Origin of the sequence: Pseudomonas sp. B19(2017) (assembly GCF_002113165.1) — a bacterium.
Lineage (GTDB): Bacteria > Pseudomonadota > Gammaproteobacteria > Pseudomonadales > Pseudomonadaceae > Aquipseudomonas.
In genome coordinates, this window is the sequence record NZ_NEJR01000023.1 from 1 (window position 1) to 12,462 (window position 12,462).

Genomic DNA, 12,462 nt, shown 5'->3' on the forward strand with positions numbered 1-12,462 from the left:
CCGCCCAGCCCGCCCCGGTAGTGAACCTGCCCGGCACGACGCCCGACACCAGCACTGAAATCCAGCCTCTGCAAACCTTCGCGCAATGGCAGGCGGGCTTCCGCCAGCAAGCCGTGCAAGCCGGCATTTCGCCGGACACCTTCGACCGCGCCTTCCTCGGCGTCACCCCTGACATGGACGTGATCAAGGCCGATCGCAGCCAGCCGGAGTTCACCCGCCCGGTATGGGAATACCTCGAAGGCGCCCTGTCGCCCCTGCGTGTACGCAACGGCAAGAAACTGCTGGAGCAGAACGCCGAACTGCTGACCCGTATCGAGCAGCGCTATGGTGTCGATCGTCAGGTGCTGGTCGCGGTATGGGGCATGGAAAGCAACTTCGGCCAGTACCAGGGCAACAAGTCGGTGATCCGCTCGCTGGCCACCCTGGCCTATGAAGGCCGTCGTCCGCAGTTTGCCCAGGACCAGCTGATCGCCGCGCTGCAGATCATCCAGCATGGCGATATCCAGCCTGAAGCCATGCGTGGCTCGTGGGCCGGCGCCATGGGCCAGACCCAGTTCATCCCGACCACCTACAACACCCATGCCGTGGATTTCGACGGCGATGGCCGCCGCGACATCTGGAACAGCACGGCAGACGCCCTGGCCTCGACCGCGCACTACCTGCAGAGCTCGGGCTGGAAACGTGGCCAGCCGTGGGGCTTCGAGGTGCAGGTGCCACCTGGCTTCGATTACTGGCAGGCCGATGGCGCGCTGCGCAAGCCGGTGAGCGAGTGGCTGGCAATGGGCGTGAAACTGCCTGCCGGTACCCAGCTGCCCGCAGGTAGCAACCAGCTGTCTGCCGCCCTGCTGCTGCCAGCCGGCGCGCGTGGCCCGGCGTTCCTGGTGCTGGACAACTTCCGCGCCATCCTCAAGTACAACAATTCGTCGTCCTATGCGCTGGCGGTCAGCCTGCTTGGTGATCGCTTCACGGGCTGGGGCTTCATTGCCGGCAGCTGGCCGAAAGAAGATTTGCCGCTCAGCCGCAGCGAGCGTATGGAGTTGCAGAACCTGTTGAACAGCCGTGGGCATGAGGCGGGCAATGCTGATGGCATTATCGGTGCCAATACCCGCAAGGCTATTCGTAATGCGCAGCAGGGGCTGGGGTGGCCGGCGGACGGGTATCCCACCCATAAGCTGCTTGAGAGCCTGCGTAGCCAGTGAGATTGCGGGGGCGCGTTGCGCCCCTTCGCGGGTACGCCCGCTCCCACAGGTATCGCGCCAAACCCAGTGGGAGCGGGCGTGCCCGCGAAGGGCTGCAAAGCAGCCCCAAAAATCTCAAGCCTTGAACAGATCCTGCTCCAACACCAAACTCTGCCGACCACTGTCCAGCCTGACCCGAGCCCCCAGCGGCAAGCACACATTCGGGTCACAATGCCCACTGCGCCACCCGGCCAGCACCGGCACACCCAGCGGCGCGAAAATGTCCTCCAGCAACGGCGTCAACGCCGCAGTGGTAATCCCGGCAAAGTCCCCCACCAGCACACCCCTCACCCCCTCCAGCTTGCCCGCCAGGCGCAGCTGGGTCAGCAAGCGGTCCACCCGGTACAGCGGCTCGTTGACGTCCTCGATGAACAGAATGCAACCCTGGGTATCCAACTCGGCAAGCGTCCCCAGGGTTGCACCCAGCATCGACAGGTTGCCGCCCAGCAGCGGCCCGCTGGCCACCCCATGCAGCACGCTGCTCAAGGCGAACGCAGCGGGATGCACGATCTGCTCACCTGCCCGCACATGCCCACCCAGCTGCGCCAGCAACGAAGCCTCGGTGGGCGCCAACTTGGCCCCCAACAGGTCGGCATTTAGCATCCCGCCATGGAAGGTGACCTGCCCGGTATGCCGGTAGATCGCCGTGTGCAGCGCGGTAATGTCGCTGTAGCCGATCAGCGGCTTGGGGTTGCGCCGGATCAGTTCGAAATCGAGCTGGTCGAGCAGGCGCATGCTGCCGTACCCCCCACGCATGCACAAAATGGCGTCGATGGCCGGGTCGGCGAAAGCATCATGCAGGTCCTGCAAGCGCTGCCGGTCCGGCCCCGCCAGGTAGCCCTGGGCCTGAAGAGCACCTGGGTAGATGCGGCAACTGTAGCCTCGATCAACGAACCACTGGTTGACCTTGTGCGTATCCAGCCGCGCCGCGCCCGCCGGCGCGACGATGGCAAAACAGGCATCACGCGGCAGCGCGGCGGGCAGGCTGGGTTGGAAGGTTTCGGCGCAATTCATCGCGGCTCCTTGCAGCGTGTACGGCACAAACAAAAATGCCGATGCCGCCCTTCGGCGCGCATCGGCATGCGTGGCTCTGTGCTTGGCTCAGAGCTTGATCTTGGCTTCGTGAGCCTGCTGGTCTGCGTGGTACGAAGAACGCACCAGCGGCCCGGACGCGACGTTCTTGAAGCCCATCTTGTAACCTTCCTCGGCGAACCAGGCGAAGGTGTCCGGGTGGACGAAACGCTGCACCGGCAGGTGGCTGCGCGAAGGTTGCAGGTACTGCCCGAGGGTGAGCATGTCGATGTCATGCTCGCGCATGCGGTGCATCACTTCGATCACTTCCTCATCGGTCTCGCCCAGGCCGAGCATCAGGCCCGATTTGGTCGGTACGTGCGGCACCAGCTGCTTGAACTTCTGCAGCAGGTCCAGCGACCAGTCGTAGTCCGAACCCGGGCGCGCGGCCTTGTACAGGCGCGGTACGGTCTCGAGGTTGTGGTTGAACACATCCGGCGGCTCTTGCGCGGTGATCTCAAGGGCAATGTCCATGCGCCCACGGTAGTCAGGCACCAGGGTTTCCAGCTGCACGCCCGGCGACAGCGCGCGGATTTCGCGAATGCAGTCGGCAAAATGCTGGGCACCACCGTCACGCAGGTCGTCACGGTCCACCGAGGTGATCACCACGTACTTCAGGCGCAGGTCGGCAATGGCGATGGCCAGGTTCTTCGGCTCATCGAGGTCCAGCGGTTTCGGCCGGCCATGGCCAACGTCGCAGAACGGGCAACGACGGGTACAGATATCACCCATGATCATGAAGGTGGCAGTACCGCCGGAGAAGCACTCGCCCAGGTTCGGGCAGGATGCCTCTTCGCACACGCTGTGCAGCTTGTGCTTGCGCAGCAGCTGCTTGATGCGGTCTACCTCGGGCGACACCGGGATACGCACGCGAATCCAGTCGGGCTTTTTCGGCAGCTCGTCGGTAGGGATGATCTTTACCGGGATGCGCGCCACCTTTTCGGCACCACGCAGCTTGACCCCGGCTTCCACCTTTTTCGGCGCTGGGCGCGGGGTGGCATCCTGGGTAGGTATCAGGTTCGGCACGGCTTCTTGCACAGTTGTCATATTCAGTCGATTCCGCCCGTGAGGGTCGTCTGCTCAGCGTAGTCGAGGTGCTTGACCAGCTGTCCGCGCAGCCTTGTCCTGACCTCGTCGAGTTCGATCGGACCTGCCAGGTCGCGCAGCTGGGTCATCGCCAGCCCCGCATAGCCGCAGGGGTTGATTCGGCGGAATGGCGCAAGGTCCATGTCCACGTTCAGGGCAAGGCCGTGGAACGAACGGCCGTTGCGGATTCGCAGGCCGAGGGAGGCGATTTTCGCTCCGTCGACATAGACGCCCGGGGCATCGGGCTTGGCCGCGGCCTGGACATCGTAACTGGCGAGCAGGTCGATGAGCGCTAGCTCGATACGGCTGACCAGCTCACGCACGCCAAAGCCCAGCCGACGCACATCCAGCAGCAGGTAGGCCACCAGCTGCCCGGGGCCATGGTAGGTTACCTGGCCACCGCGATCGGTCTGCACCACCGGGATGTCACCCGGTACCAGCAGGTGCTCGGCCTTGCCGGCCTGGCCCTGGGTGAAGACCGCGGGGTGCTCGACCAGCCAGACTTCATCCTGGCTGTCCGGGCTGCGCTGCTCGGTGAAGCGACGCATGGCCTCCAGCACCGGTTCGTAGGGCTGCAGGCCAAGCGCGCGAAAACCGAGGCAGGCGGACATCAGAGCACCATTTTCACGATGCCGGTCGCGCGCAGGGCGCTGTTGATATCGTGCAGCTGGTTCTCGCTTTCGGCAACGATGTGCAGTTGCACGGTAGTGTACTTGCCTTCCTTGCTCTGGCGCTCGGCCAGGGTGGAAAGGTCGACCTTGGCGTGCTTGCTCAGGATCTCGATCACCGTGTCCCTGAAGCCGACAACGGTGTCACCGATGACCTTGATCGGGTAATCGTCGCAGGGGAACTCGATCTTGTGCGACTTGACGTCTGGTTCGCTCATGGCGGAAACGGCCTCGTAAGCCGTGGCAACAACAACGCCCCCACAGGATACGCGGGGGCATGCAGGTCACGTATCAGTTGAACAACCCGTAGAAGAATAGACGGATGCTATCCCACATACGGCGGAAGAAACCACCTTCCTCGACGCCATCAAGGGCGATCAGGTCGGCGCTGTGAACCACTTTCTCGTCCAGTTTGACTTCCACTTTGCCGATCACGTCACCTTTGGCGATTGGCGCGGTGAGCTGCGGGTTCATGGTCATCGAAGCTTGCAGGCGCTTCAATTGGCCTTTAGGCATAGTCAGGGTCAGGTCGTTGGCCAGGCCCGCTTTCACTTCGCCGGTGACGCCCTTCCAGACCGGCGACTTGGTCAGCTCGGTGCCCTTCTGGTAGAAGGTCTGGGTTTCGAAGAAGCGGAAGCCATAGGTCAGCAGCTTCTGGGTCTCGGCAGCACGCGACTGCTCGCTGTTGGTGCCGAACACCACGGCGATCAGGCGCTGGCCATCGCGAACGGCCGAAGCCACCATGCAGTAGCCGGCTTCGTCGGTGTGGCCGGTCTTCAGGCCATCGACGGTCTTGTCACGCCACAGCAGCAGGTTGCGGTTGGGCTGCTTGATGTTGTTCCAGAAGAATTCCTTCTGCGAATAGATGGCGTAGTGGGCCGGGTCGACGTTGATGATCGCACGGGCCAGGGTGGCCATGTCGTGGGCCGACGAGTAATGGTCCGGGTGCGGCAGACCGGTCGGGTTCATGAAGTGGCTGTTGGCCATGCCCAGGTCGGCAGCGGTCTTGTTCATCATGTCGGCGAAGGCGTCTTCGCTGCCGGCGATGTGCTCGGCCAGGGCGACCGAAGCGTCGTTGCCGGACTGGATGATGATGCCGTGCAGCAGGTCGCTGACGGTCACCTGGCTACCCACCTTGATGAACATGCGCGAACCACCGGTACGCCAGGCGTTTTCGCTGACGGTGACCGGGTCGTTTTCACCGATCTGGCCGCGGCGGATGTCCAGGGTAGCGATGTAGGCGGTCATCAGCTTGGTCAGGCTGGCCGGCGGCAGGCGCTCGTCACCGTTGTTCTCGACCAGCACGTTGCCGCTGGACGCGTCCATGAGTACGTAGGACTTGGCTGCCAGTTGCGGTGGCGCCGGCGTCATCTGCTCAGCCGCGAAGGCGGCAGGCGTGATCATCAGCAGTACGGGCAGGCAAAGTCGTTTGGCAAGGTTGGTGATGTTCATCCGTCTCTCGAAAATCGCTAATGGTCTGATGTTCCCTGGGCAAGATCATGTGCCCAGCGCCAGTCAGTCTAGTTTTGTGGCCGTAGGCCTGGCCCGCAAAGTGCGGCGTAGTGTCGCTGCGGGCAAAAGCCGACATTGTACATGGCCGTGCCCGGCAATTCATGACAAAACCGACAGTTTGGCGTTGCTTTCTTCGCGGGCACGCCCGCTCCCACAGGGGTATGCGAAACCCTGTGGGAGCGGGCGTGCCCGCGAAGAAGGCAACGCGGTCAGTCAGCTGTGACCAGCTTGGCCTGCCCAAGGTTCGCCAGGCGAATGCTGTCCTGCGCCTGCTGGATCTCGCCCTGGCTGCTGATCGGCCCCAGGCGCACGCGGTGCAGGGTCTGCTGGTTACGCACGATCGAACTGATGAACACAGGCGCGCTGACCATGCTGCTGAGCTTGGAGCGCAGCAGTTCGGCGGCGTCCGGGTTGGCGAAGGCGCCCACCTGCAGGAAGCTGCCGCCACTGCCGGCCGGCACGTTGTTGCCAGCCACCTGCACCGGCACCACTGGCGCTGCGTGCTGTTGGGGCGGCGGGGTCCATTGCTCGACGCGCCCGGTACTGGCCGGGATCGCCTGGGTCTGGGCTACCTGCGGCTCTTTCAGCACCATCGGTGGCGTCTGGCCACGCTGAGCCCACCATTGCTGCGGGTCGATGCCTTCGACACGCACGTGCGCGGTACCGATCTCGGCATAACCAAGCTTTTTCGCCGCGGCATAGGACAGGTCGATGATGCGGTCCGAATAGAACGGCCCACGGTCGTTGACCCGCAGGATCACACTGCGGCCGTTGGCCAGGTTGGTCACCCGCACGTAGGCCGGTAGCGGCAGGGTCTTGTGCGCCGCACTCATGCCGTACAGGTCGTAAAGCTCGCCATTGGCGGTGTTCTGGCCGTGGAACTTGGTGCCGTACCACGACGCGGTGCCCTCGGCGCGGTAGTTGCGCGAGTCCTGCATCGGGTAGTAGGTCTTGCCCAGCACCGTGTACGGGTTGGCCTTGTAGTTGCCGGTGTGCACCGTCGGCGTGGCGTCAGGGATCTTGTTCACATCCACGTCCCACCACGGCGCGCCGTCCTTGTGTGCCCGGTTGATGTCCAGGCCCGGCTGGGCGCGCACCACATTGCCACCGCTCTGCTGGGGCGGGCGGCTGGACGAACAGCTGGCCAGCACCACGCCGACGGCGAGACAGGTGAGCAGCTTGAAGGTGTTGCCAGAGATGATTGCGCGCATTACTTGACGCCCCGTGCTTGAACCAGCTGTTCCGAAAGCTGATGCACCGCCATGGCATACATCACGCTGCGGTTGTAGCGAGTGATCGCGTAGAAGTTCTTCAGGCCCATCCAGTATTCAGGGCCATTGTCACCCTCGAGACGGAAGGCGGTAACCGGCAGATCATCGCGCAGCGAATCATGGACCGACCAGCCAAGCGTGCGCAACTCCCCAACGGTTTTTACCGGTTCGATGCCGGTGGTCAGGCCTTCGTCGGCGCGGTCACCGTCCACCCAGGCGCGGCTGACCACACCTTCGCCGGCCACCCAGCCGTGGCGCTTGAAGTAGCTGGCCACGCTGCCGATGGCATCGTCCGGGTTGTTCCAGATATTGATGTGGCCGTCACCGTCGAAGTCCACCGCAAAGTTGCGGAAGCTGCTCGGCATGAACTGCGGCAAGCCCATGGCACCGGCGTAGGAGCCCTTGAGCGTCAACGGGTCAAGCTGCTCGTCGCGGGCCAGCAGCAGGAACTCGCGCAGCTCCTTGCGGAAGAATTCGGCGCGTGGCGGGTAGTCGAAGCCCAGGGTCGACAACGCATCGATCACCCGGTAGTTACCGGTGTTGCGACCAAAGAAGGTTTCCACGCCGATGATGGCGACGATGTACTGCGCCGGCACGCCGTATTCCTGCTCGGCGCGGGCCAGCACCGCCTCGTGCTGGCGCCAGAAGTCCACACCGCGGGCGATGCGCGCGTCGGTGATGAACATTGGCCGGTAGTCCTTCCACGGCTTTACCCGTTCAGCCGGGCGCGAAATGGCGTCGAGGATCGACTGTTTGCGCTGCACTTCACGGAACACCCCCATCAGCTGCTCAGGGGCAAAGCCATAGTCGCGGCTCATCTCGCCAACGAACTGGGCCACCTGGGGCGAGCCTTGGTAATCGCCGGCATGGGCCAGCTGTACAGCGCCGAACAGGCCCACCGCACCGATCCACGGCGCACAACGGGCAGCCCAGTTACGCACTGCTTGCATGAAATTCTTCACCTTATTCAAACCTGAGCGATCCATTTGCGATGCGTATGGATCGACATCAGAACGCCAAACGCTGACAGCAGCGTCACCAACGAAGTTCCGCCATAGCTGATGAAGGGCAGCGGCACGCCCACTACGGGCAGAAGGCCGCTGACCATACCGATATTGACGAACACGTATACAAAGAAGGTCATGGTCAGGCTGCCCGCCAGCAGCTTGCCAAACAGGGTCTGCGCCTGGGCGGTAATCATCAGGCCACGGCCAATCAGCAGCAGGTAGACGATCAGCAGCAGGCAGATGCCGACCAGGCCGAATTCCTCGCCGAGCACGGCAATGATGAAGTCGGTGTGGCTTTCCGGCAGGAAGTCCAGGTGCGACTGGGTGCCGAGCAGCCAGCCCTTGCCGAACACCCCGCCCGAGCCGATCGCCGCCTTTGACTGGATGATGTTCCAGCCAGTGCCCAACGGGTCGCTTTCCGGGTCGAGGAAGGTCAGTACCCGCTGCTTCTGGTAGTCGTGCATGACGAAGAACCACATCGCCACCGCCACTGGCACCGCAGCCGCCAGCACGCTGAGGATCCAGCGCCAGCGCAGGCCGCCCATGAACAGTACGAAAGCCCCGGAAGCGAGGATCAGCAGCGCCGTGCCCAGGTCGGGCTGGCGCACGATCAGGATGAACGGCACGCCGATCAGCACCAGGCTGATCGCCACATGCTTCAGATGCGGTGGCAAGGTGCGCTTGGACAGGTACCAGGCGATGGTCGCCGGCATGATGATCTTCATGAACTCCGAGGGCTGGAAGCGGATCACCCCGGGGATGTTGATCCAGCGCGTGGCGCCCATGGCGTTGTGGCCCATCACGTCCACCACCACCAGCAATAGCACCCCGGCCAGGTAGGCCAGCGGCACCCAGCGGGCCATGAAGCGTGGCTCCAGCTGGGCGATGATGAACATCGATACCAGGCCGATACCGAACGAGGTGGCCTGCTTGAGCAGCAGGTCCCAGTTCTTGCCACTGGCCGAATACAGCACGAACAGGCTGCCGGCCGCGAGGGTCAGCAGAATGATCAGCAAAGGGCCGTCGACGTGGATGCGCTGCAGAAAGCTGGCGCGCCGGCGCATCACATCCTCGCTGGAGAGCATGCGATCGAAATTGTTCATCACAGGGCTGATTCCTGGGTAACGGTGGCAGGCGCGAACTCGGGCTTGAGCCGGCCGTTTTCGTCGAGCAGCCAGGCGTCCATCACCTGGCGCACCACCGGGGCGGCGACGCCCGAGCCGGACTCGCCGTTCTCGACCATCACCGAAACCACGATCTTCGGGTTCTCGGCAGGGGCGAAGGCGACGAACAGGGCGTGGTCGCGGTGGCGCTCCTGGAGCTTGTTACGGTCGTACTTCTCGCCCTGCTTGATCGCCACCACCTGGGCGGTACCGCTCTTGCCGGCAATGCGGTACTGCGAGCCGATGGCCGCCTTGCGTGCGGTACCGCGGGCGTTGTGCATCACCTGCTCCATGCCATGGGTGACCTTGGCCCAGTCGGACTTGTCACGCAGCACGATGTTTTCCATCGGGTTGTCGTCCACCGGCGGCTGGCCTTCGATGGTCTTGGCCAGGTGCGGCCGGTTCCAGACACCCTTGTTGGCGATCAGCGCAGTGGCTTGGGCCAGTTGCAGCGGCGTCGCCTGCATGTAGCCCTGGCCGATGCCGAGGATCAGGGTCTCGCCGGGGAACCAGGCCTGGCGGCGGGTAGCGCGCTTCCATTCGCGGGACGGCATCAGCCCGGCGGATTCCTCGAACATGTCGAGGGCAACCCGCTGGCCGATACCGAACTTGTTCATGTAGCTGGACAACCGATCGATGCCCATCTTGTGCGCAAGGTCGTAGAAGTAGGTGTCGTTGGAGCGCATGATCGCGGTGTCCAGGTCGACCCAGCCATCGCCCGAGCGGTTCCAGTTACGGTATTTGTGGTCGTAGTTGGGCAGCTGATAGTAGCCCGGGTCGAATACCCGGCTGCCGGCATTGACCACGCCACTGTCAAGGCCGGCGATGGCCACCGCCGGCTTGATGGTCGAGCCTGGCGGGTACAGGCCACGCAGCACGCGGTTGAACAGCGGTCGGTCGATCGAGTCGCGCAGCTCGGCATAGGCCTTGAAGCCAATGCCGGTGACGAACAGATTGGGGTCGAAGCTGGGCTGACTGACCATCGCCAACACCTCGCCGGTACGCGGGTCGAGCGCCACCACCGCACCACGCCGGCCACCCAGGGCTGCCTCGGCAGCCTCCTGCAGCTTGATGTCCAGGCTCAGCACGATGTCTTTGCCCGGTTTCGGGTCGGTGCGCTTGAGCACCCGCAGTACGCGGCCGCGGGCGTTGGTTTCGACTTCCTCGTAGCCCACCTGGCCATGCAGGTCGGCTTCGTAGAAGCGTTCGATGCCGGTCTTGCCGATGTGGTGGGTGCCGCTGTAATTCACCGGGTCGAGGGTTTTCAGCTCTTTCTCGTTGATCCGCCCTACATACCCCACCGAATGGGCGAAGTGCGCGCCCTGCGGGTAATGGCGCACCAACTGCGCCACCACTTCCACGCCAGGCAGGCGGAACTGGTTCACTGCCACGCGAGCGATCTGCTCTTCGTTGAGCTCGAACAGGATCGGCACCGGCTCGAACGGCCGACGGCCCTGGCGCATGCGCTTCTCGAACAGGGCGCGGTCGTCGGCTGTCAGCTCCAGCACTTCGACGATGGTATCCAGCACTTCCTGCCAGTTACCCGCACGTTCGCGGGTCATCGACAGGCTGAAGCTGGGCCGGTTATCGGCGACGATCACCCCGTTGCGGTCGAAGATCAGCCCGCGGGTCGGCGGGATCGGCTGCACATGCACCCGGTTGTTCTCCGACAGCGTCGAGTGATAGTCGTGCTGGATGACCTGCAAGTAGTACAGCCGCGCGATCAGCACGCAAACAAGCAGCATGACCGCCGCTGCGCCGACCACGACGCGGTTGCGCACCAGGCGGGCGTCTTTCTCGTGGTCCTTGAGACGGATCGGCTGCGACATCGGACTGCTTACAGGCTCATTTATGGTAAGGATGCCCGGACAACACGGTCCAGGCGCGGTAGATCTGCTCGCCGATGAGTATCCTTACCAATGGGTGCGGCAGGGTCAGCGGCGACAGCGACCAGCGTTGCTCGGCGCGTGCACAGACCTCTGGCGCCAGGCCTTCCGGGCCACCCACCATCAAATTCACCGTGCGCGCATCCAGGCGCCAGCGGTCCAGTTCGGTCGCCAGCTGCTCGGTACTCCAGGGCTTGCCATGGACCTCGAGGGTAACGATGCGTTCCCCTGGCTGAACCTTGCTCAGCATGGCCTCGCCCTCCTGACGAATCAGGCGGGCGACGTCGGCATTCTTGCCACGGGTATTCAGCGGAACTTCCACCAGCTCCAGCGACAGCTCGGCAGGCAGGCGCTTGGCATATTCATGCCAGCCTTCCTCGACCCACTTCGGCATGCGCGAGCCGACCGCGATCAGGCGCAGACGCACAGCGCTTTCCTTATTCCCGGTCCTTGAGCTTGTCGGAGTACTCGTGGGCATGGTCCGGGCTGTGGTGCTTGCCATCGGCAGCACGGCTTTGCTCGGCACCCTGCCACAGGCGCTCCAGGTCGTAGAACTGACGGGCAGCGGCGGTCATCATGTGCACGATGACGTCGTTCAGGTCCAGCAACACCCAGTCGCTGTCACCCTTGCCTTCTTCACCCAGTGGTTGGGCACCCTTGGCCTTGACCGCCTCGCGCACCTTTTCCAGCATCGCGTTGATCTGGCGGTTGGAGGTACCAGTGGCAATGATCATGTAGTCGGTCAGGCTGTGCTTTTCGCGCACGTCGATGACCTGGATGTCCTGGGCCTTGACGTCTTCCAGCGCTGCCTTGGTCAGGGCGACCAGTTCTTCGCCGTGGATTTTCTGCTTGGTCATATAAAACTCGTTCAACTCGTTGGATGAGGCGCCAGGGGCACCGTCAGTTAGGCGCACGATACAGTTCGTGCGCCTCGATGTAGGCCAGTACGGCGTCCGGCACCAGGAACCTCACCGATTTGCCGCTGGCCAGCAGCTGTCGGATCTGTGTAGCCGACACCGCAAGCGGTGTCTGCCAGACGAACGAAATGTTTCCCGCCGGGCCGGACATGGCGGTGGGATCGCTCTCCGAGCGCGCAGCCAGCAGGTTGCGCAGCTCGTCAGGGGGTTCTACGTCGGCATCCGGGCGTTGCAGCACCAGGATGTGACAGTGTTGCAGCAATTCTTCCCAGCGGTGCCAGCTGGGCAGGCCACAGAAGGCATCCCAGCCCAGCACCAGGAACAGCTGGTCGTTGGCGGCCAGTTCGGCGCGGATCGATTCCAGCGTATCGAGGGTGTACGACGGCTTGTCGCGCGCCAGTTCGCGGGCATCCACACTCAGGCACGGCACGCCCTGCACGGCATGTTGCACCATCGCCAAGCGGTCCTGTGCGGCCACCTGCGGGGTATCACGGTGCGGCGGCCGGGCATTGGGCAACAGGCGCAGCTCGTCCAGCCCCATGAATTCGGCAACTTCCAGCGCGCTGCGCAGGTGGCCGATATGCACGGGGTCAAAGGTGCCGCCCAGAATGCCGATGCGCCGGACTGCCTGTGCCTTGCTCAA

13 protein-coding genes are annotated in these 12,462 nt (G+C 63.7%); 1 reads left to right on the forward strand and 12 read right to left on the reverse strand.

The window, feature by feature from the left end:
• Positions 1-1,199: lytic murein transglycosylase (locus CAF70_RS23465; protein ID WP_085701485.1), on the forward strand; the 1,199-nt coding region annotated here is incomplete at its 5' end.
• A gap of 114 nt (positions 1,200-1,313) precedes the next feature.
• On the opposite strand, the gene CAF70_RS23470 is transcribed toward CAF70_RS23465, so the two are convergent.
• The 12 genes from CAF70_RS23470 to nadD form a co-directional block, all read right to left on the reverse strand.
• On the reverse strand, positions 1,314-2,252 hold the full coding sequence (locus CAF70_RS23470) for an LD-carboxypeptidase (protein ID WP_085625755.1): 939 nt from the start codon (positions 2,250-2,252) through the stop codon (positions 1,314-1,316).
• Between the two features lie 87 nt (positions 2,253-2,339).
• Positions 2,340-3,356, reverse strand: a complete 1,017-nt coding sequence (gene lipA, locus CAF70_RS23475; protein ID WP_085625756.1) for a lipoyl synthase — start codon at positions 3,354-3,356, stop codon at positions 2,340-2,342.
• A 2-nt stretch (positions 3,357-3,358) separates the two neighbouring features.
• The gene (gene lipB / locus CAF70_RS23480) at positions 3,359-4,006 is read right to left on the reverse strand and encodes a lipoyl(octanoyl) transferase LipB (protein WP_085625757.1); all 648 of its coding nucleotides are present in this window, start codon (positions 4,004-4,006) and stop codon (positions 3,359-3,361) included.
• The gene (locus CAF70_RS23485) at positions 4,006-4,281 is read right to left on the reverse strand and encodes a DUF493 domain-containing protein (RefSeq protein ID WP_085625758.1); all 276 of its coding nucleotides are present in this window, start codon (positions 4,279-4,281) and stop codon (positions 4,006-4,008) included. The genes lipB and CAF70_RS23485 overlap by 1 nt, the downstream gene beginning before the upstream one ends.
• A gap of 73 nt (positions 4,282-4,354) precedes the next feature.
• Positions 4,355-5,515, reverse strand: coding sequence for a D-alanyl-D-alanine carboxypeptidase family protein (locus tag CAF70_RS23490; RefSeq protein ID WP_085625759.1), 1,161 nt, complete (start codon positions 5,513-5,515; stop codon positions 4,355-4,357).
• 269 nt (positions 5,516-5,784) lie between these two features.
• Entirely contained in the window at positions 5,785-6,786 is a 1,002-nt protein-coding gene (locus tag CAF70_RS23495) for a septal ring lytic transglycosylase RlpA family protein (RefSeq protein ID WP_085625760.1), read from the reverse strand.
• Positions 6,786-7,796: a lytic murein transglycosylase B gene (gene mltB / locus CAF70_RS23500; protein WP_085625816.1), complete on the reverse strand. Its 1,011-nt coding sequence runs from the start codon at positions 7,794-7,796 to the stop codon at positions 6,786-6,788. The genes CAF70_RS23495 and mltB overlap by 1 nt, the downstream gene beginning before the upstream one ends.
• Before the next feature lie 17 nt (positions 7,797-7,813).
• Positions 7,814-8,917 (reverse strand): rod shape-determining protein RodA, encoded by a 1,104-nt coding sequence (gene rodA / locus CAF70_RS23505; RefSeq protein WP_015271941.1) that lies wholly within the window; start codon positions 8,915-8,917, stop codon positions 7,814-7,816.
• 38 nt (positions 8,918-8,955) lie between these two features.
• Complete coding sequence (gene mrdA, locus CAF70_RS23510) at positions 8,956-10,845, reverse strand: penicillin-binding protein 2 (RefSeq protein WP_085625761.1); 1,890 nt, start codon at positions 10,843-10,845, stop codon at positions 8,956-8,958.
• Between the two features lie 16 nt (positions 10,846-10,861).
• On the reverse strand, positions 10,862-11,329 hold the full coding sequence (gene rlmH / locus CAF70_RS23515; RefSeq protein WP_085625762.1) for a 23S rRNA (pseudouridine(1915)-N(3))-methyltransferase RlmH: 468 nt from the start codon (positions 11,327-11,329) through the stop codon (positions 10,862-10,864).
• Between the two features lie 10 nt (positions 11,330-11,339).
• On the reverse strand, positions 11,340-11,759 hold the full coding sequence (rsfS, locus tag CAF70_RS23520) for a ribosome silencing factor (protein ID WP_013974359.1): 420 nt from the start codon (positions 11,757-11,759) through the stop codon (positions 11,340-11,342).
• Positions 11,760-11,802: 43 nt separating this feature from the next.
• Complete coding sequence (gene nadD, locus CAF70_RS23525) at positions 11,803-12,462, reverse strand: nicotinate-nucleotide adenylyltransferase (protein WP_085625763.1); 660 nt, start codon at positions 12,460-12,462, stop codon at positions 11,803-11,805.

What these genes read in the sequence shown, in the direction of transcription:
- CAF70_RS23485 (WP_085625758.1), bottom strand. Translation starts at nt 4,281, where the DNA reads ATGAGCGAACCAGACGTCAAGTCGCACAAGATCGAGTTCCCCTGCGAC.
- CAF70_RS23495 (WP_085625760.1), bottom strand. Translation starts at nt 6,786, where the DNA reads ATGCGCGCAATCATCTCTGGCAACACCTTCAAGCTGCTCACCTGTCTC.
- CAF70_RS23470 (WP_085625755.1), bottom strand. Translation starts at nt 2,252, where the DNA reads ATGAATTGCGCCGAAACCTTCCAACCCAGCCTGCCCGCCGCGCTGCCG.
- mrdA (WP_085625761.1), bottom strand. Translation starts at nt 10,845, where the DNA reads ATGTCGCAGCCGATCCGTCTCAAGGACCACGAGAAAGACGCCCGCCTG.
- lipB (WP_085625757.1), bottom strand. Translation starts at nt 4,006, where the DNA reads ATGTCCGCCTGCCTCGGTTTTCGCGCGCTTGGCCTGCAGCCCTACGAA.
- mltB (WP_085625816.1), bottom strand. Translation starts at nt 7,796, where the DNA reads ATGCAAGCAGTGCGTAACTGGGCTGCCCGTTGTGCGCCGTGGATCGGT.
- CAF70_RS23490 (WP_085625759.1), bottom strand. Translation starts at nt 5,515, where the DNA reads ATGAACATCACCAACCTTGCCAAACGACTTTGCCTGCCCGTACTGCTG.
- rodA (WP_015271941.1), bottom strand. Translation starts at nt 8,917, where the DNA reads ATGCGCCGGCGCGCCAGCTTTCTGCAGCGCATCCACGTCGACGGCCCT.
- lipA (WP_085625756.1), bottom strand. Translation starts at nt 3,356, where the DNA reads ATGACAACTGTGCAAGAAGCCGTGCCGAACCTGATACCTACCCAGGAT.
- rsfS (WP_013974359.1), bottom strand. Translation starts at nt 11,759, where the DNA reads ATGACCAAGCAGAAAATCCACGGCGAAGAACTGGTCGCCCTGACCAAG.